The sequence below is a fragment of the Streptomyces sp. NPDC001890 genome (genome assembly GCF_042891445.1).
In the GTDB taxonomy this organism is placed as follows: domain Bacteria; phylum Actinomycetota; class Actinomycetes; order Streptomycetales; family Streptomycetaceae; genus Streptomyces.
In genome coordinates this window covers 105,210-127,019 of sequence record NZ_JBIATE010000007.1, presented here as the reverse complement: position 1 = coordinate 127,019, position 21,810 = coordinate 105,210, and the positions used below count along the sequence as shown (strand labels likewise).

The 21,810-nt window shown below is 71.8% G+C and carries 23 protein-coding genes; 10 read left to right on the top strand and 13 right to left on the bottom strand.

Translation table 11 applies throughout. The annotated features are described in order from the left end of the window. Positions 1 to 127 precede the first annotated feature (127 nt). Positions 128 to 1,369 (bottom strand): hypothetical protein, encoded by a 1,242-nt coding sequence (locus ACFYY1_RS20070; protein ID WP_388587179.1) that lies wholly within the window; start codon positions 1,367 to 1,369, stop codon positions 128 to 130. A gap of 175 nt (positions 1,370 to 1,544) precedes the next feature. Then, entirely contained in the window at positions 1,545 to 2,447 is a 903-nt protein-coding gene (locus tag ACFYY1_RS20065; protein WP_388587177.1) for a hypothetical protein, read from the bottom strand. Between the two features lie 498 nt (positions 2,448 to 2,945). Here ACFYY1_RS20065 and ACFYY1_RS20060 point away from each other — a divergent pair, with 498 nt between their 5' ends. Continuing rightward, positions 2,946 to 3,410, top strand: coding sequence for a hypothetical protein (locus ACFYY1_RS20060; protein ID WP_388587174.1), 465 nt, complete (start codon positions 2,946 to 2,948; stop codon positions 3,408 to 3,410). A 141-nt stretch (positions 3,411 to 3,551) separates the two neighbouring features. Here the strand turns inward: ACFYY1_RS20060 and ACFYY1_RS20055 are convergent, their stop codons facing one another. Together ACFYY1_RS20055 and ACFYY1_RS20050 are read right to left on the bottom strand one after the other, a co-directional pair. Beyond that, positions 3,552 to 3,770: a ferredoxin gene (locus tag ACFYY1_RS20055; RefSeq protein ID WP_388587171.1), complete on the bottom strand. Its 219-nt coding sequence runs from the start codon at positions 3,768 to 3,770 to the stop codon at positions 3,552 to 3,554. 5 nt (positions 3,771 to 3,775) lie between these two features. Further along, positions 3,776 to 4,966 (bottom strand): cytochrome P450, encoded by a 1,191-nt coding sequence (locus ACFYY1_RS20050; RefSeq protein WP_388587169.1) that lies wholly within the window; start codon positions 4,964 to 4,966, stop codon positions 3,776 to 3,778. Between the two features lie 147 nt (positions 4,967 to 5,113). Here ACFYY1_RS20050 and ACFYY1_RS20045 point away from each other — a divergent pair, with 147 nt between their 5' ends. Then, positions 5,114 to 5,713, top strand: coding sequence for a TetR family transcriptional regulator (locus ACFYY1_RS20045; RefSeq protein ID WP_388587166.1), 600 nt, complete (start codon positions 5,114 to 5,116; stop codon positions 5,711 to 5,713). A gap of 105 nt (positions 5,714 to 5,818) precedes the next feature. Here the strand turns inward: ACFYY1_RS20045 and ACFYY1_RS20040 are convergent, their stop codons facing one another. The 3 genes from ACFYY1_RS20040 to ACFYY1_RS20030 form a co-directional block, all read right to left on the bottom strand. After that, positions 5,819 to 7,429, bottom strand: coding sequence for an adenosine deaminase (locus ACFYY1_RS20040; RefSeq protein WP_388587164.1), 1,611 nt, complete (start codon positions 7,427 to 7,429; stop codon positions 5,819 to 5,821). Positions 7,430 to 7,561: 132 nt separating this feature from the next. Beyond that, entirely contained in the window at positions 7,562 to 7,834 is a 273-nt protein-coding gene (locus tag ACFYY1_RS20035) for a DUF397 domain-containing protein (protein WP_388587161.1), read from the bottom strand. Next, positions 7,815 to 8,657 carry a Scr1 family TA system antitoxin-like transcriptional regulator gene (locus ACFYY1_RS20030; RefSeq protein WP_388587159.1) on the bottom strand — a complete coding sequence of 281 codons (843 nt, stop codon included), beginning with the start codon at positions 8,655 to 8,657 and terminating at the stop codon, positions 7,815 to 7,817. Before ACFYY1_RS20030 ends, ACFYY1_RS20035 begins: the two co-directional genes overlap by 20 nt. 114 nt (positions 8,658 to 8,771) lie before the next feature. On the opposite strand from ACFYY1_RS20030, the gene ACFYY1_RS20025 reads away from it, so the two are divergent. The 3 genes from ACFYY1_RS20025 to ACFYY1_RS20015 all read left to right on the top strand — a co-directional run bounded on the left by ACFYY1_RS20025 (position 8,772) and on the right by ACFYY1_RS20015 (position 10,006). Continuing rightward, positions 8,772 to 9,020, top strand: a complete 249-nt coding sequence (locus tag ACFYY1_RS20025) for a hypothetical protein (protein WP_388587156.1) — start codon at positions 8,772 to 8,774, stop codon at positions 9,018 to 9,020. After that, a complete protein-coding gene (locus ACFYY1_RS20020) occupies positions 9,010 to 9,243 on the top strand; it encodes a hypothetical protein (protein ID WP_388587153.1) in 234 nt (77 codons plus the stop codon). The genes ACFYY1_RS20025 and ACFYY1_RS20020 overlap by 11 nt, the downstream gene beginning before the upstream one ends. Positions 9,244 to 9,412: 169 nt before the next feature. Beyond that, the gene (locus ACFYY1_RS20015; protein ID WP_388587152.1) at positions 9,413 to 10,006 is read left to right on the top strand and encodes a Uma2 family endonuclease; all 594 of its coding nucleotides are present in this window, start codon (positions 9,413 to 9,415) and stop codon (positions 10,004 to 10,006) included. 71 nt (positions 10,007 to 10,077) lie between these two features. Here ACFYY1_RS20015 and ACFYY1_RS20010 read toward each other — a convergent pair whose 3' ends face one another. The 3 genes from ACFYY1_RS20010 to ACFYY1_RS20000 form a co-directional block, all read right to left on the bottom strand. Next, complete coding sequence (locus ACFYY1_RS20010) at positions 10,078 to 11,616, bottom strand: PTS transporter subunit EIIC (protein WP_388587149.1); 1,539 nt, start codon at positions 11,614 to 11,616, stop codon at positions 10,078 to 10,080. Between the two features lie 50 nt (positions 11,617 to 11,666). Next, positions 11,667 to 12,632 (bottom strand): N-acetylmuramic acid 6-phosphate etherase, encoded by a 966-nt coding sequence (gene murQ, locus ACFYY1_RS20005; protein ID WP_388587147.1) that lies wholly within the window; start codon positions 12,630 to 12,632, stop codon positions 11,667 to 11,669. A gap of 117 nt (positions 12,633 to 12,749) precedes the next feature. Beyond that, positions 12,750 to 13,667 carry a MurR/RpiR family transcriptional regulator gene (locus ACFYY1_RS20000; protein WP_266730761.1) on the bottom strand — a complete coding sequence of 306 codons (918 nt, stop codon included), beginning with the start codon at positions 13,665 to 13,667 and terminating at the stop codon, positions 12,750 to 12,752. Between the two features lie 181 nt (positions 13,668 to 13,848). On the opposite strand from ACFYY1_RS20000, the gene ACFYY1_RS19995 reads away from it, so the two are divergent. Both ACFYY1_RS19995 and ACFYY1_RS19990 read left to right on the top strand, forming a co-directional pair. Then, positions 13,849 to 14,217, top strand: coding sequence for a hypothetical protein (locus ACFYY1_RS19995; RefSeq protein WP_072487914.1), 369 nt, complete (start codon positions 13,849 to 13,851; stop codon positions 14,215 to 14,217). After that, the gene (locus ACFYY1_RS19990) at positions 14,214 to 14,516 is read left to right on the top strand and encodes a DUF4031 domain-containing protein (RefSeq protein WP_388587144.1); all 303 of its coding nucleotides are present in this window, start codon (positions 14,214 to 14,216) and stop codon (positions 14,514 to 14,516) included. Before ACFYY1_RS19995 ends, ACFYY1_RS19990 begins: the two co-directional genes overlap by 4 nt. A gap of 85 nt (positions 14,517 to 14,601) precedes the next feature. On the opposite strand, the gene ACFYY1_RS19985 is transcribed toward ACFYY1_RS19990, so the two are convergent. Continuing rightward, entirely contained in the window at positions 14,602 to 15,834 is a 1,233-nt protein-coding gene (locus ACFYY1_RS19985; protein ID WP_388587563.1) for a Cmx/CmrA family chloramphenicol efflux MFS transporter, read from the bottom strand. 80 nt (positions 15,835 to 15,914) lie between these two features. Beyond that, complete coding sequence (locus ACFYY1_RS19980; protein WP_388587141.1) at positions 15,915 to 16,601, bottom strand: hypothetical protein; 687 nt, start codon at positions 16,599 to 16,601, stop codon at positions 15,915 to 15,917. A gap of 289 nt (positions 16,602 to 16,890) precedes the next feature. Here ACFYY1_RS19980 and ACFYY1_RS19975 point away from each other — a divergent pair, with 289 nt between their 5' ends. Continuing rightward, positions 16,891 to 17,556, top strand: a complete 666-nt coding sequence (locus tag ACFYY1_RS19975) for an allophanate hydrolase subunit 1 (RefSeq protein ID WP_388587561.1) — start codon at positions 16,891 to 16,893, stop codon at positions 17,554 to 17,556. Next, positions 17,553 to 18,425 carry a biotin-dependent carboxyltransferase family protein gene (locus ACFYY1_RS19970; protein WP_388587138.1) on the top strand — a complete coding sequence of 291 codons (873 nt, stop codon included), beginning with the start codon at positions 17,553 to 17,555 and terminating at the stop codon, positions 18,423 to 18,425. The genes ACFYY1_RS19975 and ACFYY1_RS19970 overlap by 4 nt, the downstream gene beginning before the upstream one ends. Before the next feature lie 70 nt (positions 18,426 to 18,495). On the opposite strand, the gene ACFYY1_RS19965 is transcribed toward ACFYY1_RS19970, so the two are convergent. After that, on the bottom strand, positions 18,496 to 20,787 hold the full coding sequence (locus ACFYY1_RS19965) for a heavy metal translocating P-type ATPase (RefSeq protein WP_388587136.1): 2,292 nt from the start codon (positions 20,785 to 20,787) through the stop codon (positions 18,496 to 18,498). Positions 20,788 to 21,033: 246 nt separating this feature from the next. Between ACFYY1_RS19965 and ACFYY1_RS19960 the strand changes: the two genes are divergently transcribed. Continuing rightward, entirely contained in the window at positions 21,034 to 21,723 is a 690-nt protein-coding gene (locus tag ACFYY1_RS19960; protein WP_388587133.1) for a copper homeostasis protein CutC, read from the top strand. Positions 21,724 to 21,810 lie beyond the last annotated feature (87 nt).

Genomic DNA, 21,810 nt, shown 5'->3' with positions numbered 1-21,810 from the left:
TCAAGGGCGCCTTCGGCGCCGCTCGCGTCCCCTCACGCCCCCGCCACCCTCCGTGCGTCTGCGCGGCGGACGCACCCACGATGCCCGCCGGAGCGCCGTGGGTACGGGACACCGCGCCGCGCTCCCGCTACGGCAGCCGGTCGAGCAGCCAGGTGCAGAGTTCCTCCGTCACGAGGGTGTGCCCCTCGTTCCGGGAAGCGAGCTTGAACTCGTCCAGCCCGCCGGTGCCCTCCGGGAGCGAGGAAATGTCCTTGTACAGCTCGTCGTCCGTGTCCAGGTCGGCGACGTCGACCGCGCTGACGGACGGTACGAAGCAGTGCGACCGGATGCGTACGTCGGTCTTGAAGCCGAGGAACGGGTTCAGGGCATTGAAGGCGTCCGCGAGGATGCCGAAGCCCTCCAGCGAGCCGCCGGGCGCGCCGTCGATCGACGGCAGCCCCTTCGTACGGACCTCGTTGGTCTTCAGCGTCACCACCCGCAGCTTCGCGACGAGCTCGTCGAGCCCTGGCGCCTGGGTGTAGAGCTTGGTCCCCACCACCGTCAGGCCCTTGCCCTCAAGGGCCAGTTCGCCCGCCCGCACATCGGTTCCGGTCCCGTCGGCCGTCCCGTTGGAGACGCCGATCAGCCGGGGCCCGCGCGGCCATTCGCCGACCGCCTGCATCTGGGCCAGGAACACGCCGCGCTCGTCGCTCTGGTCAGGAGCGCTGTCCCACTTCTCGATGTGCCGCCACAGCAGCTGGCGGGCGGCCGGGCTGTTGATCTGGTCGGAGAACCGGCTGTCGAGGTCCTTGATGTAGTGCGCGAACGCCTGGAGCGCGATCGGGATCCAGCCGCCCCGGTGCGGGCTGTCGTACGAGAAGTACAGCGAGGTCTGGTGGTCGATGCCCTGGCTCTCCATCTTGGCCAGCGCGTGCCGGGTGACGAGCCCGCCCATGCTGAACCCGCCGACCGCCAGCGGCGTGTCGCCCAGCCGCTCCGCGACGGCCCGCGCGATCGCGGCCTGCGCGGTGAGCGAGTTGTCCAGAATCGACGCACTGCGCTCGTGGTAGCCGAGCAGGACGACGTCGTGGCCACGGCGACGCAGCTCGCTGATCAGCGCGTAGTCACCGAACTCCATGATCTGCCAGGAGAATTCCAGCTCGCTCGGCCCCGTGCCGAAGCCGTCGGAGAAGATGACCGGCCGTACGAGACCGGGGTTCCCCTCGCCGTAGTAGACCCAGGCGGTACCGCCCGGCAGCTCCCACACATCGCTGGGCGGCAACGGAAGGGAGCTGGGCCTCTCGGCGTCCAGGCGGGGGCCGGGGGCCAGTGCGATGGGGGGCCGGTCGTGGAGCCCGGAGACGATCTGCTCATGGGTGGGTTCGGACATGGTTCGTTCCCCTTTGGGCCAGTTGATTACGATCCGCGCCAAGAGGAACACGGAACGTAGCGACCGGTCAGCGAAGGCGATTCAAACCACTCCCAGGTGGGAGCCGCTTTCGGACACCGGACACCGGACGCCGGGCCGGACACGGGACACCGGGCGACGGCTCGGCCTCGCGGGCTCAAGACCTTCCGGGGCGCCCCGGCCTGACGGATCGCCGCACGAGCCCGGCCCGTACGTCGTTCATCCGATTTCGTACGCCGTCCGCCGGTACGGCCCCGCTGGGCCCGGCGGGTGCGGCGGCCGATTCGCCCCGGCAGGGCCCGCACCGGCCGCCGATCAGGGCCTCCGCGCTGCCCGGTGAGCGGCACTCGCTGCATTCGAGGGTGCGCAACACCGTCCGCTGTTGCGGCGGAGCGAACCGTTCGGGTGGCATCTTGTCGGCGAGCCGCCTGCGGACCAGGGCCGCCGCGTGGTGGACGGGCGTGGGCAGCCCGTCGGTGAGGGCGTGCAGCAGCTCCGCCTCGGTGGCCCCGCGCTCGAACCACTCGCCGACCTGCGGTTCCAGCGCCGCGCAGTCGGCCGCAGACAGGGTGAGCGTGGGCGCGGTACGGCCCAGCGCGGCGAGCAGTGCGAACGCGCGGGACCGGGTGGGGCGTCGGGGCTGCTCGACCGGTACGTCACCCCGGGTGAACGCCGCCCACCAGTCGTCGTCCCGCGCGGTCCGGGAGAAGAACGTCCGGGTCACCCAGAGCAGCACCTCGTCGTTGGCGACGCACTCGCTGCCGCGCCGCAGATGCCCGGCGTCCTGGAGCCGGTTGAGCGCGGTACGCAGTGCGCACTGCCCGTACGGGAGGTGCTTGGCGAGCGTCTTCACGGAGATGTCGGAGCCCTCGGGCAGCCGGTCGAGATACGCGGCGATGGACGCCTCGCGGGCCGGGAGGTGAGCGAAATCGCCATCGGTACGCGGATGTTGGCCGGGCGCGGACCGCTTGCCGTACCCCGGATTGGCCATCGGGTGCGGGGGTGCTGGCAGGGGTACGTGCGGGGCGCACGGGGCGGCACTAAGCTGGCCGACAGCCATCGGATCGCTCCTTGAGGTAAGCGGTCGAAGTGGTCAGGCCCCTGTCTGGTGTTCCACCACCGGCAGGGGCCGATCTGCGTCACGGAGCATCGCCCCGTATTCGGCACGCTAGAGCGTCGCCACTGTCGGTGGCAAGTCGGTCACAAGAAGTCAACTCGCCGCTCGGGGTGGGTGGGTGGGATGTGGCCCGCCTCCCGTTCCGCTGAAAGAGCGCTCGGACTTCGCGGCTTGAGCCCCGGGCGGGAACATCCCTGACGAGAGGGGGCGCGCACGTCAATCCGAATGCGCCGGTTGCACTCCGAATACGCCTCCGCTGGCGGGGTGGACGGGCGGGGGCGCGACGCGGAGCGCGGGAAGGCGCGGCGGGCTCCTGTGACCCTGGGTGCCGGGCCGGTCGGCCCGCGCCGGCTGGTCGGTCTTGCGCCGGGCCGGTTGGTCCTGCGCCGGGCCGGTCGGCCCGGAATTCCCCCCCACACACACACTCGTACGAGGAGTCCCGTGCGTATTCGTTCGATCCTCTCCCTCGCCGTGTCCGCCGTCGCGGCAGTGGCGCTGGCCACCCCGGCCCAGGCCGCCGCCGACGGCACGTACTTCATCCGCGACCAGAGCAGCGGCAAGTGCCTCGCGGGCGGCGCGGGTCCGCTCGGGGGCCACATCGAGCCGTGCAGCCCCCACACCACGTGGGACATCCGCAACCAGGGCGACGACCTGGTCCGCATCGTCGACCCGCGGAGCGAGTACCGCTGCCTGGCGCTTTCGCCGCTCCGGATCTACCCGCCGGTGGTGTGGGTGGACCGGTGCGGCAACAGCCCCGACCAGTGGTCGATCCTGGGCGCGGTCGACGGCGAGCCGGTCGCCATCGCCCTCGGCCATGGAGCGCTCGGCTACCTGGCCACGCAGCGCGACAACGTGGTCGTCCTCCCCGGCGACGCCCCCCGGTGGGTCCTGGAGCGGCTCAGCTAGCCCGCCTGAAGCTCATCGCCCACAAGGTCGACGCCACCGGGGCGGACTCGCCGCCGGTGACGCCGACCGGCTGTGGGCACCCCATCGCGCACCGACCGACCGTTGAGCGACGCGACCTCGTCGGGGCAGACGGGGGACGGGTCAGTCGCGGCGGGGGCCGATGACGGTGTTCCCGTCGTGCACGGTGATCGCCAGGGCCGGGCAGATGTCGGCGGCGTCCAGGACCCGTTCGTCCGGCTCGATCCCGTCGGACCGGACGCGGGCGCGCTCACCGTCCAGGGCGAACACCTCGGGGACTGTCCCCGCGCACATGCCCGAGCCCTGGCAGAGCTGGGTGTCTAAGCGTACGTTCCAGGCCATGGCGGTCACCACTCCACCGGCATGACGCGCGGGCCGCGCACCAGCATCTCGGACTTCCAGGTCACATCGCCGGCCAGCCGCAGCTCCGGGAAGCGGGTGACGAGGGCGGCCAGCGCCTCCTGGAGTTCGAGCCGGGCCAGCGGGGCGCCCAGGCAGTGGTGGACGCCGTGGCCGAATCCGAGGTGCTGGTTGCCCTCGCGGGCGATGTCGAGGACGCCCGGGGCGGTGAACCGCAGTGCGTCGCGGTTGGCGGCACCGACGGCGACCAGGACCGGGCTGCCCGCCCGGACGAGGGTCCCGCCGACCTCGATGTCCTCGGTGGCGTACCGGGGCTGACCGGCTCCACTGCCCAGGGGGACGAAGCGCAGCAGTTCCTCCACCGCGTTCGGGACGAGCTCGGGTTCGGCCCTGAGCCTGGCCAGCTGGTCCGGGTGGTCGAGCAGGGTGAGGACGAAGTTGGGGATCTGGGACGCGGTGGTCTCGTGCCCCGCGACCAGGATGCCCACGCACAGATCGACGAGTTCGAGCTCGGTGAGCCGGTCGCCGCCGTCGCGGGCCTCGATGAGCGCCGTCATCAGGTCGTCCTGCGGCGCGCGGCGGTGCTGGTCGATCAACCCGGCCATGTAGGCGCGCAGTTCCTCGCGGCTCGCGTCGAACTCCTCGGCGGTGAGGGAGCTGGTCGACAGCGCGTCGTCGCTCCACACCCGGAAGCGCGGCCGGTCCTCGGTGGGTACGCCCAGCATCCGGCAGATCACGGCGACCGGCAGCGGGAGGGCGAACAGGTCGACCAGGTCGGCGGGTGGCCCCGCGGTCTCCAGCTCGTCGAGCAGACCGGCGGTCAGCTCCCTGACCTGGGGGCGCAGCTTCTCGACCTGGCGGACGGTGAACGCCTTGGCGACCAGGGAGCGCAGCCGGGTGTGGTCCGGCGGGTCCATGCCGAGGATGCCCCCGTCGCGCTGCCCCTCGGACTGCCGGGGCTCGTCGTGCGAGGCGGCGGCGGCCCGGCTGAAGCGCTGGTCGCCGAGGACGAGCCGGGCGTCGGCGTAGCGGGTGACGAGCCAGGCCGGTTCGCCGTAGGGCAGCTGGACCCGTAAGAGCCCCGGCCGTTCGCGTACGTGCTCGTAGGCATCGGCCAGCTGGAGCCCGTCGGGGGTGTTGAAGGGGTAGGCGAGGGGTGCGGCATCTGCTGTGGTCACTGCGGGCCTCCCGGATGTAAGCAGCTGCTTACAACGGTAGGAGTGGCTCTCGCGGGCAGTCAACGACGCTTTACGGCCGTTATCCTGACGGGCCGTCCGAGGGGAGTTCCGAGAGAAGTTCCGAGAGGTTCCGAGAGGAATGCCGCCATGAAGACCGCTTCCGCCCCGCCGCCCGAAGAGCGCCGCAGGGACGCCGCGGCCACCCGTCGCCGCCTGCTGGAGGCGGCCCGGGACCTGTTCGCGGAACGGGGCTACGAGGGGGCGACGGTCCGCGACATAGCGGCGCGGGCCGGGGTCAACCAGGCCCTGTTGTTCAGGTACTTCGGCTCGAAGCGGGGGCTGCTGACCGAGGTCATAGCGCTCGGCGGGCTGGAGCAGCTGCGGGCGACGCCGCCGGAGGAGCTGTTCGAGACCGCCCTGCGCTCGATGCTGACCCGGAGCGCGGAGGGGCCGGAGGACCGTTCCCTGGAGGTCTATCTGCGGTCGGTCGGGCGGGGCGACGAGGCGGCCGGAACCTTGCGGGAGCTGGGCGAGGCGTACCAGAGCGCGCTGGCCGGGCTGTCCGGAGCCGAGGACGGCGCGCTGCGTGCGGATCTCGCCATGGCCTGGCTGCTGGGAATCGGCCTGATGCGGACGGTCGTCGCCCGGGAGCCCCTGGCCGGGGCCGATCCGGACGACGTCTGCCGGCTGGTCCTCGGAACGCTCGGCCATCTGTGGGCGGCGGAGCAGGATGATCGCGGCGAGTAGCACGGGCGTCGGTACGAGACGTGTGGCCGGGCCCGGGACTCAAGCCCCCGTACCGGGCCGGGACTCAAGCCCCGGGCCCGGCCAACCGGCCCGGGGCGTTTCGGGTCAGCGGTTGTCGCGCTCGAAGACGGCGAAGGCCGCCTCCTGGCGCCACTCGGTCGCCGCCTTCGGGTTGTCGGCGAGGTAGTGGGCGCAGCGTGCGCTCGGGCGGTCGGTGCCCGGCCGGTTGCCCTGGCAGGCGGAGACCAGGCGATAGCCGGACGGGGCGGAGCCGGTGGCCCACAGGCTGCGGCCCTCGCGGAACGCGTATTCCAGCGAGGCGCGGGCCAGGTCCTTCAGCTCCACGTAGCTGAGCTTGTACGTCTTGGCCGCGTACTGGTACTCGTGGCTGATGTCGATCCGGGAGACGCCCGGGTCGTCGGTGGCCAGGACGATCGGGACGCCGTAGCGGCGGTAGGCGTTGAACGGGTGGTCGTCGCCCGCGATGCCGAGGATCTGCTTGTTGCTGGAGAACGGCACCTCGACGGCCACGTTGCGCCGCGCCATCGTGCGGGCCAGCTTCCGCCAGTCGTCCTCGTGGACCAGGTCCACGCCGTGGCCGATGCGCTCGGCTCCGGCCACGAGCACCGCTTCACGGATGTGGAACTTCAGGTCCTCGGGCTTGACCAGGCCGGGGGCCAGCTCACCGGAGTGCAGGGTGAGGTGGGAGTCCGGGTACTGGCCGCGCAGGTACTTCAGCATCCGCATCTGGAGGCTGTAGTTGGCCAGCGCGCTCTCGCCGTCCTCCGGCTGCACGAGGTTGACCGCGAGGAACCTCTCGTCGCGCTCGGCCAGGCGCATGCCGACGGCCATCTGCGTGAACACCCGCACCGGGGAGCTGCCCCGGGACACCTGGGAGATCCACCTGATGGGGAGCTTGCAGCCCGGGTCGGGGCGCGGCGTGTCGCAGTGCGCGGCCTCCCGGAACTGCACGTCGGTGTCGTCGGCCTCCTTGACCGCCTCGTCCACCACCCGGTCGAGCTGGCCACCGGCCACGAGCTTGGCGTGGAGGGCGGCCAGGTCGGCGTCGTAGCCCACCTTGTCGGCGAGCGCCCGGCTGGCGTCCGAAGCGGGGGTGACCAGGGTCTCCAGGTAGAACTGGTTCTGCTCGACCACGGTGTTGGCCACGTTCGCGAGCATCTTGCCCCGGGTGTACCAGGTGGCCATGCCGAACTTGCCGAACGTGTCGAAGAAGTGGTCGTGCCCCGACTGGTCGGCCGGGAAGTCCTGCATGGACCAGGCCCGGATGATCCGCTGCCGGAACGCGTCGTCGTGCTGCGCGTCGGCCGCCGGCCTCGTGCCCGGCCCGCACGGCGGCGCCACGGCCGTGTCCGTCGCGTCGATGCACAGCCCGGCCTCGCTCGCGAGCTGGATCAGGTACTCGGTGGTGACCGCACCCGACAGGTGGTTGTGCAGGTCACCCCCCTTGGGCAGGGCCTTGAAGAACGCCTTCAGCCGCTCCGGCCTGCCCTGCAACGAGTCGAGGCGCGCGGAGGTCCTGGCCTCGGCCGGGGTGACGGGGCGGTGCAGCGCCTGGGCTGCGGGCCGCGGCGATGCCTCCTTCGCGGTGGAGGCGGCGGCCGGGATCGCCGGAAGCAGAGTCAGTACGGCGAGCGCGCCGAACCCGGCCGCACGCAGTGACTTGGGACGGTGGGCCGTCCGGAATGTTGAGTTCACCGCCGAATGATTGCGTCAGCCGGGGGTATTCCTCACGTAAACCCCATATATGGCCTGAAACCTCCACTCGATCGAGTGGGTGCGCCGCCCGGCGGCCGGGTCAGGCCCCGGCCGCCGGGCCGCTCCGTCCCGTCAGGCCCGCACGCTCTTGAGGTCCGCGATGAACGACGTCCACGCGGCGTCCCGGAACACAAGCGTCGGCCCCTCGGCCACCTTGGAGTCCCGTACGGGGACGATGCCGGGGTGGCCGTCGGCCACTTCGAGGCAGTCGCCGCCGCTGCCCCCGCTGTACGTGGACTTCCGCCAGGTCGCAACTTCCAAGCAGTTGCCGCCGTCGCCGCCGCTGTAGGAGGACTTGTGCCAGGTCGCGGCGGAAAGGTCGTAGTCAGAGCTGCTGATCTTCATGGGCGTAATCCTCCGCCACCGACTCGATCAGGGCCAGGGACGCCTGGGGTGACAATGCGCTGGCTGCCACCAGATCGTAGGTCAGTTCGTGGTGTTTGACGGTCGCCGGATCGTCGTGCAACGTCCCTGAACCGAGGCTCTGGAGGTAGGCGAGTGGCGGTGCGTCCCGGAAGGACATCAGCTTGAGCTGGCCTTCCATGGCCATGTGCGCGCCTGCACTGAACGGCAGCACCTGCACGATGATCCGGTGTTCACGCGCCAGCTTCAGGATGTGGCGGAGTGCCTCTGCCATCACTGCCGGGCCGCCGACCACGCGGCGTAACACCGTCTCGTCGAGAACTGCCCAGAACAGGGGCGTTGTTGGGTCGGCCAGAACCTGCGCTCGCTCCAGCCGCGCTACGACCAGGTCGTTGATGACGTCCTCTGGAGCCGTCGGCTGGTAGGCGCGGATCACTGCGTGCGCGTACGCCTCCGTCTGCAGCAGTCCGGGGATCAGCTGAGGCGCGTACTCCCTGATCGTCTTTGCGAGGGCCTCGGCATCGGCCGCTTCTGCGAAGTGATCCGGGTACTTCGACTTCTTCAGGGCCGCGCAGTTGCGTACGAAGAACCCGTCCGCCGTCAGGATCCGGTCCAGCTTCTCGGCCTGGTCCAACTGCATCCGGCGCGTACCGGACTCCAGCTGTCCGATGAAGGAGCCGCTCACGAACAGCGAGAGGCCCAGTTCCTCCTGCGAGAGGCCCGCGCCCTCTCTTCTGTGGCGGAGTTCCGCGCCGAGCAGGGCGCGGGGAGAAGAGGAGGGATCGAGCTTCTTGGGCCCCGGCATGACAACTCCCTGTGACACATGTGCGGTTGTTGGTTCTGCGCCTCTTCCAGGTTAGCGGCGCGTTGGACACGCTGGGTATGCATTGTCATTACTCAGCGTGGAAAGGAATGGATCATGACGATCAAGGAACGGCGCAGGGCGGCGGAGGGCAGAGTGCGGGCAGCGGAGGACGCGGTGGCGCGGTTGAAGGAGGGGTTCTCGGGTGTCGGGATCACGCTGCCGTCGCTGCGGATCGACCCGGTGTCATGTGCGGGGAACGACCCGGTGATGCCACTGGTGGACCTCGGGCGGTGCAATCTCGACACGGTGCTGAGGCTGAGTGTGGTGCTGGAGGCGCAGGGACTGGCGGGTCATGAACGGTGAAGGACCTGAGTCGAGCGCGCCGGAGCCGGGTTCGTTCGCGGTGGACACCCGGGACGGGCGAGTGGGACGCGTGATGGGACGCGTCGGGCCGTACGTGCAGCTGCGGGCGCCGGGTGGTGGGGCGGAGTGGGACTGCCCGCCGGAGTCGGTGCGCCCGGCGCCGCTGGGGGAGGTGTTGCGGGCCCGGGTCCGGGAGGTCAACAGGGAGGGGAGGCTGCCGTGAAGGTGTTGTTGCGCCGGGCGTGACTCGGCTTTGGATACACGGAAGGGCGACACCCGGGTCGGGTGCCGCCCTTCGATCGGGGCCATGGGGACGGCCGCCGGGGGAGCGGCGAACTTCCGCGGAACCGTCGATCCACGTTCCTCTGACAGCACAGAAGAAGGGGCCCGCGATGGTTGAGAGTGATCAGGTCTCCGGAGGGCACCCGTGGGGCTATCTGCTGCGGACATGGCGCGAACTGGACGTGCCCGAGGGGTGGCGCGCCGAGATCGACGGAGGGCGGATCGTCCTGGTGCCGCCGCCGCACGCGCATCACCACGCCATCGTCGACCGAGTGCAGCGCAGGCTCTACGAAGGCATTTCCGAGGCGTGGGGGATCTATCAGGTCCTCGCCGTCCACGTGGCCGCGCTCGGCAAGCTCTACGTCCCCCACCTCGTGGTCATGCCCTCCGAGCTCACCGACGCCGCCGACCCGGAGGTCAACGACCCGATGGACGCGGCGGACGCGCTGCTCGTCGTCGAGGTCACCTCGAAGGGCAATGCCCGGGACGACCGGACGAAGAAGTACCGCGCCTATGCGCGGGCGGGCGTGCCGATGTATCTGCTCATCGACCGGTTCGACACGCGTGGGGCGATGGCCACGCTGTTCACGGAGCCCAATGAGGACGGGACGTACAAGCATTCCGACCCGGTGCCGTTCGGGAAGCCGCTCACCCTGCCCGAGCCGTTCGGCACGACGCTGCTCACGGATGAGTTCCCGGTCTGAGTGGATGCGGATACGGATGAGGGCGACACCCGGGTCGGGTGCCGCCCTCGGTCATGTCCGGGTGCCCGGGGTCAGACCCCGGCCGGTTCCTTCGATGTCGGGGACGCCGGGGGCGCCGGGGGTGCCGGGGTGCCCGTTGCCGTGACCGTGGACTCGGCGGGTTCCTGCGGGACGTTGAACTCTGCCAGCAGGTCCTTGCTGAAGCCGAAGAAGTACGTCGCGAGGAACCCGGCGAAGTAGCCGACCAGCAGGCCGCCCCCGTAGATCGCGGCCGTGGTGCCCAGGCCGTGGTTGCCGTCGAGCAGGGGGAACAGGGCCCAGCCGGACGGGCCGATGGCCGTGGAGCCGACCTTGTCGCCGAGCTGGTTGAACAGGCCGATGAAGCCGCCGCCGAACGCGCCACCCACGCACGCCGTGATGAACGGGCGGCCGAGCGGGAGGCTGACGCCGTAGATCAGGGGCTCGCCGACGCCCAGCAGACCGGCCGGGAGGGCGGACTTGATGGTGCGGCGGATCGACTCGTTGCGCGGGAGGCGGAAGTAGACCGCCGCGGCCGCGCCGACCTGGCCGGCGCCCGCCATCGCGAGGATCGGGAGCAGCACGGTGTAGCCCTGCTGCTCGATCAGGGTGGTGTGGATCGGGATGAGCGCCTGGTGCAGGCCCAGCATCACCAGGGGCAGGAAGAGACCGCCGAGCACGAAGCCCGCGCCCGCACCGCCGTTGGAGAGCAGCCAGTCGGCGAACGTACCGATGGCGGTGGAGACCTCGCCGGCCACGTACATCAGGCCGAAGATCGTCACCAGGCCCGAGATCAGGACCGTGAGGGTCGGGGTGACCAGCACGTCCAGTGCTTCGGGCACCCAGCGGCGGCACCACTTCTCCACGTACACCGCGAGCACCGCCGCACCGAGCGCGCCCAGCACACCGCCCTGCCCGGGGGAGAGCTTCTGGCCGAACGCCTCGATGTTCGCGACGCCCGGGAAGACGATGATCGCGGCGACCGCACCGCCCAGGATCGCCGTACCGCCGAACTCCTTCGCCGTGTTGTAGCCGACGAAGACGGCGATCAGCGCCATGAAACCGGACGCCATCGCAGCCAGGGCGGGGGTGACCGAGGTCAGCCAGCCCAGGTTCACCAGCAGGCCGTTGAGGCCGGCGATGATGCCGCAGCCGATGAGCGCCGGGATCAGCGGGACGAAGATGTTGGCGATCCGGCGCAGGAACAGCTTGAACGGGGTGGCGTTCTTCGCCTTCCGGGCCGCCTTCATCGCGGCGCCCTGGGCTGCCAGCTCGTCCGCCGAGACGGAGGCGGAGGCGGAGACGGGGGCCGGCTCGGGGGCTGCCGACCGGCCTTCCTCCACCAGCTGTTCGAACTCCGGCGTGACCCGGGCGACGGTCCCCGGGCCGAGGACGATCTGGTACGTGTCGTCCTCGACCACACCCATGACGGCGGGGACCGCCTTCAGGGCCTCGTCGTCGACGAGCGAGCGGTCGTGCAGACCCAGCCGGAGCCGGGTCATGCAGTGGGCGATGGTGCTGACGTTCGCGGCGCCACCGACGAGCGGAAGGATCGCGGCGGCGGTGGCGCGGTTCTTGTCTTCTGTTGCCATGGTGCGTGGTGCCTTGCTGTGCGGGGGGGTGCGGGGGTGGAGCAGGTGGTTCAGGTGGTGCGGGGGGCGGCGGCGAGGGCGGCGCGGAGGTGGCCGCCGGACGCGGTCAGGAGCTCGGCGGCGGTGGGGCCGTCGACCTGGCCGAGGATGGTGAGGATGGCGTTCTTCACCTCGCCGTCGGTCGCGGCGAGGGCGGCCTCGATCTCCTCGTCGGACGCCCCGGTGGCGAGCGAGACGATCCGGCGGGAGCGGGCGCGCAGTTTCTCGTTGGAGGCGCGGACGTCGACCATCAGATTCCCGTACGTCTTGCCGAGCCGGATCATCGTGATCGTCGAGAGCATGTTGAGGACGAGCTTCTGGGCCGTGCCCGCCTTGAGCCGGGTGGAGCCGGTGAGCAGCTCCGGGCCGACGACGACCTCGATGGGGTGCTCCGCCGCGGCGCCCAGCGCGGAGTCCGCGTTGCAGGAGAGACCGATGGTCAGCGCGCCCTTGCCGCGGGCGTGCTCGACGGCCCCGATCGCGTACGGCGTGCGGCCGGAGGCGGAGATGCCGACCACGGTGTCGTCGGCGGTGAGGCCCAGGGCGTCGAGGTCGGCGGCGGCCAGCTCCTTGCTGTCCTCGGCACCCTCGACGGCCTTGACCATGGCGGTCGGGCCGCCCGCGATCAGGCCGACGACCTCGGAGGGGTCGGTGTTGAAGGTGGGCGGGCACTCGCTGGCGTCGAGCACGCCGAGCCGGCCGGCGGTGCCCGCGCCCGCGTAGATCAGCCGGCCGCCGCGCGCCATGCGCTCCGCCGTGCCGTCGATGGCGGCGGCTATCTCGGGCAGCCGGGCGCCGACGGCGGCCGGGACGGACTGGTCCTCGCCGTTCATGATGCGGGCGATCTCAAGTGTGCCGAGCCGGTCGATCTCGGCGAGCTCGGGCCGGAACGCCTCGGTGGTGAGTGTCGCGAGCTGGGCGCGCAGTTCCCCGTAGCCGTCGGAGGCGGTGGGGTCGGCGTCGGTGGTGGAGGTCATGGAGGGCGGCTCTGCTTTCTCGGTCTCGTGCGGTTCAGCGGGTGCGGGGGGTTCACGGACCGGCGGACCGGCGGGCCGGTCAGCGGGTGCGGAGGGATCGCGGATCGGCGGGGCCGGTCAGCGCGGGCGTGGGGTGTGGCGGTGGGCCAGGGCTTCGTAGGAGGCGGCGAGCGCCGGTGCGGCCGTCTCGTACGTACGCTGCGCGACGCCTATGAACAGGCAGTCGACGACGAGGAGCTGGCTCGTACGGCTCGACATGGCGGCGGGCCGCAGCTCGCTCTCCCGGGCGGTGGACGTGGTCAGTACGTGGTCGGCGTACTGCGTGACCGGGCCGTCGGGGCGGCCGGTGATCGCTACCGTCGTCGCGCCCCGGTCGAAGGCGACCCGCAGCGGCTCTATCACGTCGACCGTGGAGCCGGAGTGCGTGATCGCGATGGCGACGTCGCCGGAGCGCAGCTGCACGGCGTTGGTCACCGCGAGGTGCGGGTCCGTGTGGGAGTGCGCGATCAGGCCGATGCGGGCCAGCTTCTGCGCGAGGTCCTGGCCGACGAGGGAGGAGGCGCCCACGCCGTAGATGTCGATGCGCCGGGCGGTGGCGGCGGCGGCCACGGCGGCGCCGAGCTGGACGGTGTCGAGCCCGGCGGCGGTGTCGGCAAGGGTCTGCTGCTCGTCGTAGGCCAGCTTGGCGACCACGTCGGCGATCGGGTCGTCGACCGCTATGTCGGCCGTGACGGAAGGGGCCCGGCCGGACTGCTGGTGCGCGGCGAGCCCGGCGAGGGCCAGGCGCAGATCGCGGTAGCCGGGGTAGCCGAGCAGGCGGGCCGTGCGGACCACGGTCGCCTCGCTGGTGCCGGTGAGCTCGGCGAGACCGGTGACCGTGAGGGCTGCGCAGCCGGCCGGATCACCGGCGACGGCCTCGGCGACGCGCTGCATGGAACGGGTCATGGACGGCGCGAGCGTACGAACCTTGGCCGCGAGGGCCGCCGGGGCGGGCGGGGAGTCAGCGTTGAAACTTTCCTTCAGGTCATGGGTCACATTTGAAAGATATTTTCAACCCGGTGGCCCGTCAACCCCCTCTCCGGCCATACGTCCGGCAGCACCACCAGCAGTACCTCCGACGGCACCTTCGGCAGCACCTTCGACAGCACCTCCGACAGCGCGGAAACGGTGAGGGCAGGCGCGCGAGGCGGATTCGCGGGCAGGTGACAATGGGCCCATGGAGATGAACCCCTTGGAACAGGCGCTGCATACGGCCCGTGCGCTGGTCATGGCCGATCTCGCCGCAGGTGACGTCGCCGAGGCCGGGATCGTCTCGCTGGTCGAGGACGCGGTGACGCACCGCCGCTGGTGGGTCGAGCAGTGGCCCGACGGTGCCGCGTTCGTGGTGGGCCTCGTCGCCCAGGACGTGCAGGACGCGCTGCTCGAACGGTACGGGCGGTGGCCGCTCTGCCCGGTCTGTGACGCGGGCGACCCGCACGCCCTCGACGTCGAACCCGAACTGGGCCCGGACCCGCACTGGGTGTGCACCAAGGCCGCGGTGGCGGTGGCGCCGGTCGGTTCGCTGAGCGGGATACTGCGGCGGTGACCGTCTACATCGACCCGCCCGAGTGGCCGGGGCACGGGCGGCTCTGGTCGCACCTGGTCAGCGATGTCTCCTTCGAGGAGCTGCACGCCTTCGCGGCGTCCATCGGATGCCCACCGCGCGCGTTCGAGCGGGACCACTACGACGTACCGGAGACGCGGTACGAGGACGCGGTGCGGGCCGGGGCCCGGCAGATCGGCTCGAAGGAGCTCGTCCGCCGGATCACGCAGGCGGGACTGCGGCGTCCCAAGGGGCGGCCCGCACCAGGGCTTCCCGCGGAGGGGCTTCCCGCACAGGGCTGAGACCGCCTGGAGGCTTCCCGCGCAGGGCTGAGACCGCACCGGTGCGGCCCGCACAGGGCTGGGGCCGCACCGGGCTGGAGACCGCTCAGGCGGTCGTCGAAGGCGCGACCGCCTGCGCCGCGTCCTGCGACGCGGCGGCCGGGGCGCCCGCCACCAGCCGGGACGACGAGGCGCGGCTGCGCTGCAGCCGCAGCGAGAACACCACGGCCACCAGCGCCAGTACCGTCATCGCCGCCCCGGCCCACGCGGTCGCCGCGAAACCGAAGTCCGCGTCGATCACCGCGCCGCCCAGCCAGGGGCCGCCGGTGTTGCCCAGGTTGAACGCGGCCGTGGTCGTCGCACCGGCCAGCGTCGGGGCGGCGCCCGCCACGTTGAACATCCGGGCGTTCAGCGCCGGGGCCGTGTAGAACGCCGACAGGCCCAGCAGGAACGAGAGCCCGATCGCCGCGACCTGGTTCGACGCGAACAGGGCCAGCGCGGCCAGGAAGACCGTCGAGGCCGCGATACCGCTCATCAGCACCCCGAAGAGATGCGCGTCCGCGACCCGGCCGCCGATCGTCGTACCGACCAGCGCCCCGATCCCGAACAGCGCCAGCACCGTCGGCACCCAGCCCGAGTCCAGCCCGGCGACATCCGTCAGCAGCGGCGCCAGATAGCTGAACGCGCAGAACACCCCGCCCGCGGCGAGCGCCGTGATCACGATCGACAGCCACACCTGACGGTCCCGGTAGATGCTCATCTCCTGCTTCAGCCGGGGCTTCTGCTCCGGCAGCGGGATGCGCGGAATCAGCGTCGTCACCCCGACCAGCGCCACGGCGGACGCCGCGCCCACGGCCCAGAACGCCGACCGCCAGCCGAAGTTCTCACCGAGGAACGCGCCCAGCGGCACGCCCAGCACATTGGCGATCGACAGACCGCCGATCATCACGGCCATCGCACGGGCCCGCGAGTTCACCGGCACCATCGCGATGGCGACGGCCGCCCCCACCGCCCAGAACCCGGCGCAGGCGAACGCGCTCACCACCCGGGACGCGAAGAGCACCTCGTACGTCGGGGCCAGCGCGCCCGCGACCTGGCCGAGGCCGAAGACGGAGATCAGGGCGATCAGGGTGGTGCGGCGCGGCAGCCGGAGCGTGGCCACGGCGAGCAGCGGGGCGCCGATCACCATGCCGATCGCGAAGGCGGATATGAGAAGTCCGGCCCGGGGTATCGACACGTTCATGTCGTCGGCGATGGGCGGCAGGAGCCCGGAGAGCATGAATTCGCTGGTTCCCAGGGCGAAGACCGAGAGACCCAGGATGTACACGGCCAGGGGCATGCGGGAGCGGCGAGCGGCAGAGTCGGGCATGACAGCTGCCAACAGCGGCCACGCCCCTGGCATTCCCCGGCCGCCGCGGCTCAGTGGCTGAGCAGCTCCCATTCGGTCATCAGGTTCTGCCGGGCCCGCGGCTCCCAGTGCTCCGCCCCGTACGGCGTACGGAACAGTCGCGGCAGCCCGAGCAACTGGCGCAGCACCGTCGCCCGCCCCTCCTGGAACGCGTCGTCGGGCACGAAGCCGTACTCCTCGCGCACCTGCGCCGCGTAGGCCGCGTACTGGCCCGGGGGCGCCGCGAGGATGGCCAGATCCGCGTCGCAGAGCACCTCGCCGTTGCTGTCGCCGTCCGCCGGGTCGTGGGTGACGGTGAGCCGTACGAGCCGGGCCACCTCCGCCGTGACCCCGTCCGGCACACCGGCCTCCGCGAGGGCGCGCTCGGCCAGCGCGGCGCTGCGCTCCTCGTTCTCGGACCGGTCGGGCCGGTATACCGCGTCGTGGAACCAGGCGGCGAGGCGTACCGCGTCCGGGTCGGCCGCGTACCCGGCGAGCGTGTCGACGTGATCCAGCACCGCGACCAGGTGCGCGGTGGTGTGGTACCGCCGCTGCGGCTCGGCCCAGCGCGCCAGGAGGTTGTCGGCGTACGGCAGCGGGTCGGGGCCGGGGGCGCCGCCCCGGGCGCGGGTGAGCGCCTCCCGCCAGCGTTCACGGAGGGAGTCGTCGGTACGGTCCGCCCCGTCGGGGGCACCGTTCGCACGCGAGCTGTCGGTCATGGGACGACCCTAACGAAAGGCCCTGGCCCGGGATGGGACGGTGCTGAGGGGCTCCGCGACGTGCTTGTGCGGTCGGCGGAACGGCCAGTCCCCGTACGGTTGTTCCTGCTCCGATTCGAGCAGGAACAGCCATTGTCGGATTATCGGGTAATCGCTAGTGTGCGCCCGTGATGGATCTGACGAGTCCAGCCCGTTCGATGGGTCTCGACGCGGACCTCGGTGAAGGGTTCGGGAACTGAATTCTCACCGTCGACGCGCGAACGGAGACGGATTCGGCGCCGAGGTGCTGGTGCTGCCCGTCGGCCGGGAGGCGCTGCTCGTCGAGTTGTCCTCCGCCGAGCATGCCGAGGCCTTCCATGTCGAGCTGTTGCGCCGCCGTGCGCGCGGCGAACTGCCCGCCATGAGGGAGGTTGTGCCTGGCGCGCGAAGCGTGCTGCTCGACGGCATCGCGGACCATACGCGTCAGGCCCGGGTGCGGTTCGCCCGCGAACTCGTGTCCTGGCAGATACCGCCGATGCGGCGTGGGTCCGGGGACGCGGTCGAGATCCCTGTCGTCTACGACGGGCCGGATCTCGACGAGGTCGCCAGGACGTGGGGCGTCGACGCCGACGAGGTGCCGGGCATTCATGCCGATACGGAGTTCCGGGTGGCGTTCTGTGGGTTCGCGCCCGGCTTCGGCTATCTGACCGGCCTGCCCGGTCACCTTCATGTGCCGCGGCGTGCGACTCCGCGCACGAAGGTCCCGGCGGGGGCGGTGGGTCTCGCGGGGCCGTACGCCGGGGTGTACCCGCGCGCGTCGCCCGGAGGATGGCAGCTCATCGGGCGGATGCCGGACCCCGAGGAGCTGTGGGACCCGGCACGAGAACCGGCGGCGTTGCTGAGGCCGGGTGTGCGGGTGCGGTTCGTGGTGGCAGGGGCGACAAGGGGAGCCGGGGCGGCAGGGGCGGCGGAGTGACCGAGACGACGGACGCTCTCGATGTGGTCCGGGCCGGGGCGCTGACCACCGTGCAGGACGAGGGGCGGGCCGGCTGGGCACACCTCGGGGTACCCAGGGCCGGCGCACTGGACGCACCGGCCCTCCGCCTCGCCAACCGGCTGGTCGGCAATGCGGAGGACGCGGCGGTACTGGAGACGACGGCCACCGGGTGCGGGGTACGGCCCAGACGTTCCACGGTGGTTGTGGTGGGCGGTGCCGCGTGCCGCGTCACGGTGGACGGGCGACCGGTGGCATGGGGCGTCCCCGTTCCCGTACCGGCGGGAGCGGTGCTGGACGCCGGTCCGGCTGAGGACGGTCTGCGGAGCTATCTGGCGTTCCGTGGCGGCCTGGCGCCGAAACCGGTGCTCGGCAGTCGTTCGGCGGACCTGCTGTCCGGGCTGGGGCCGGCGCCGCTGCGGGACGGGGATGTGGAGCCGCTGGGGACGCCTGCGGGGCCCGTTCCGCCGGTACCGGACGCCGTGCCGTGGCCGGGGGTGCCCACCGAACTCGTCCTGCCGGTTCGGCTGGGGCCACGTCATGCCTGGTTCACGGACGGCGCGCTGCGGACTCTCGCCACCGCCGCGTACAGGGTGTCGCCGCACAGCAACCGCATCGGGCTGCGGACGGAGGGGCCCGTGCTGGAACGTGCGCGGGAGGGGGAGCTGCCGAGCGAGGGCATGGTCCTGGGGGCCGTCCAGATACCGCCGGACGGGCGGCCGGTGGTGTTCCTCAACGACCATCCGACGACGGGGGGATACCCGGTGGTGGGGGTGGTGCCGGAGGCCGCGCTGGTGGGGGCGGCACAGGCGGTGCCGGGGGTGCGCGTGCGGTTCGTGGTGGTGGGGTAGGGGGCCTCCCGAGCACGGGAGGCCCCCTACCCCACGGTTCCCCGACCGCCTGAGGGGCCGGGCCCCGTCCCTACGCCGCCGCCCTGAACCCCCGCAGCCGCAGCGAGTTGCCGACCACGAAGACCGAGGAGAAGGCCATCGCGGCGCCCGCGATCATCGGGTTGAGCAGCCCGGCCGCGGCGAGCGGCAGGGCGCCCACGTTGTAGGCGAAGGCCCAGAACAGGTTCGTACGGATGGTGCCGAGGGTCTTGCGCGACAGCCGGATGGCGTCCGCCGCGGCCCGCAGGTCGCCGCGTACCAGCGTCAGGTCGCCGGCCTCGATCGCGGCGTCCGTGCCGGTCCCCATCGCCAGGCCCAGATCGGCCTGGGCGAGGGCGGCCGCGTCGTTGACCCCGTCGCCGACCATGGCGACCGAACGGCCCTCCGCCTGGAGCTTCTTGACGACGTCGACCTTGTCCTCCGGCATGACCTCCGCGTACACCTTCTCGATCCCGACCTCGGCCGCGACCGCCTCGGCCACCGCCCGGTTGTCGCCGGTCAGCAGGATCGGGGTGAGGCCCAGGGCCCGCAGCCGCTCGATGGCCTCCGCGCTGGTGTCCTTCACCGCGTCGGCGACTTCGAGCACCGCCCGTGCCTCGCCGTCCCAGGCCACCGCGATGGCCGTCCGGCCCGCGGCCTCCGCCTCGGCCTTGCGGCGGGCCAGCTCCACGGGGAGGTGGATCTCCCACTCGGCGAGCAGCTGCTCACGGCCGACGAGGACGGCGTGGCCCTCGACGACGCCCTGGACGCCGAGTCCGGCGATGTTGGCGAAGTCCTCGGGGGTGGGGAGGGTGGTGCCGGTGCGTTCGGTGGCTCCGGTGGCGACGGCCTGGGCGATGGGGTGCTCGGAGGCGTGTTCCAGGGCTCCGGCGAGGCGCAGTACGTCGGTCTCGGTGGTGCCCTCGGCGGTGTGGACGTCGAGGAGGGTCATGCGGCCGGTGGTGACGGTGCCGGTCTTGTCCAGGACGATCGTGTCGACGCGGCGGGTGGTCTCCAGGACTTCCGGGCCCTTGATCAGGATGCCGAGCTGGGCGCCGCGCCCGGTGCCGACCATGAGGGCGGTGGGGGTGGCCAGGCCCAGGGCGCAGGGGCAGGCGATGATCAGTACGGCGACGGCGGCGGTGAACGCGGCGGTCAGGCCCCCGCCGTTGCCGAGCCAGAAGCCGAGCGTGCCGAGCGCCAGGGCGATGACCACGGGTACGAAGACGGCGGAGATCCGGTCCGCGAGGCGCTGGGCCGCAGCCTTGCCGTTCTGGGCGTCCTCGACGAGCTTCGCCATCCTGGCGAGCTGGGTGTCGGCGCCGATCCGGGTGGCCTCCACGACGAGCCGGCCGCCCGCGTTGAGCGTCGCCCCGGTGACGGAGTCGCCGACGCCGACCTCCACGGGCACGGACTCGCCGGTCAGCATGGACGCGTCCACGGCCGAGGCACCCTCGACGACGGTGCCGTCGGTGGCGATCTTCTCGCCGGGGCGGACCAGGAACCGGTCCCCGACCTGGAGTTCGGCGGTGGGCACGGTCACCTCACGGCCGCCGCGCAGCACGGTCACTTCCTTGGCGCCGAGTTCGAGCAGCGCCTTGAGAGCCGCGCCCGCCTTCCGCTTGGACCGGGCCTCGAAGTAGCGGCCGGCCAGGATGAAGGCGGTGACTCCGGCGGCGGCCTCCAGGTAGATGTTGCCCGCGCCGTCGCTCCGCCCGATGGTCAGCTCGAACGGGTGGGTCATGCCGACCATGCCCGCCGTGCCGAAGAACAGCGCCCACAGCGACCAGAGGAACGCGGCCGTGGTGCCGACCGAGATCAGCGTGTCCATCGTCGCCGCGCCGTGCCGGGCGTTGGTGAACGCGGCCTTGTGGAACGGCCAGGCGGCGTACGTGACGACCGGGGCCGTCAGCGTCAGCGAGAGCCACTGCCAGTAGTCGAACTGGAGCGCCGGGATCATCGACATCGCGATCACCGGCACGGCGAGCGCGACAGCGGTCAGCAGCCGCTGGCGCAGGGGCCGCAGCTCGTCGGCCTCGCCGGCGCCGGGGGCGGCGGCGCCGTCCTCGGCGGTGCGCGCCGGGGGAGCGGGCTCGTGCGCGGTGTAGCCGGTCTTCTCGACGGTGGCGATCAGGTCCTGTACGGAGATGTCCTCGCCCCGGTAGCTGACCTTGGCCTTCTCGGTGGCGTAATTGACGGTGGCCTCGACGCCGTCCATCCGGTTGAGCTTCTTCTCGATACGGGCCGCGCAGGAGGCGCAGGTCATGCCGCCGATCGCGAGCTCGACCTCTGCGGCGGTGCCGGTGGCGGTACCGGTGCCGGTTGTGGCGGTGTGCGCGGACACGATGTCCTCCCTGGCGGAGACGTTGATACCCCTAGGGGGTATGCATTGCTGACTCAGGTATACCCCCCTCCCCTATGAAACGCAAGGGCGGATGTACCGCCGGATCCGCCTCGTGATCATTCGATCACCCGATGTGCGGCTGACCTCACGTATCTTCGGCTGGCATTGAGGCTGCATCCTCGGTGTACTGACCCGTAGGCTGGCCATTGGACTAGACCTATTGATGCTTCCTGGAGGATGGGGCCCATGAGCAACCGTGCAGTCCTGGAGGTGATCGCTCTCGACGCCGAGGACGCGATCGCCGCCCAGGCGGGTGGTGCGGACCGGCTTGAGCTGGTCACCGACATGGCGTCGGACGGCCTGACCCCGTCCTGTGCGACCTTCGCGGAGATCCGGGCGGCGGTGGACATTCCGCTGCGGGTGATGCTCAGGGTGGCGGACGGCTTCGCGGCCGGTGACATCGAGGTGCTGGTGGCGAAGGCGCGCGAGCTGCGCGCGGCGGGGGCCGAGGAATTCGTGCTCGGGTTCCTCGACGCCGAGGGCCACCCGGACCTGGTCGCCGTCGAACGGCTCGTCGCCGAGCTGGACGGCTGCCGCTGGACCTTCCACCGCGCGATCGACCGGGCCGCCGACCGGGACGCCCTGCGCAAGCAGCTGGCGGACCTGCCCGGCCTGGACACGTACCTCACCGCCGGCTCGCCCAAGGGCGTCGACGACGGCATCCCGACGCTGCTGGTGGAGGCGGCGCGCCAGGGCGAGCCCGGCTACGAGCCGCAGATCCTGGTGGGGGGCGGGCTGCGGCTCGAACACCTGCCGGAGCTGCTGGCCGCGGGCATCGACGCGGTGCACATCGGCGGTGCGGCGCGACCGCACGGGTGGTCGGGGCCGGTGGACGCGGCGGCGGTACGGGAGTGGCGAACGGTGCTCGACGCGTAGCGGGTGCGGGGCGGGGTGGGGCGGGTCGCCTGCGGCGGGCCTGGTTCCTTACCCCGCCCCTTCCCGTATCCGGGGGCTCCGCCCCCG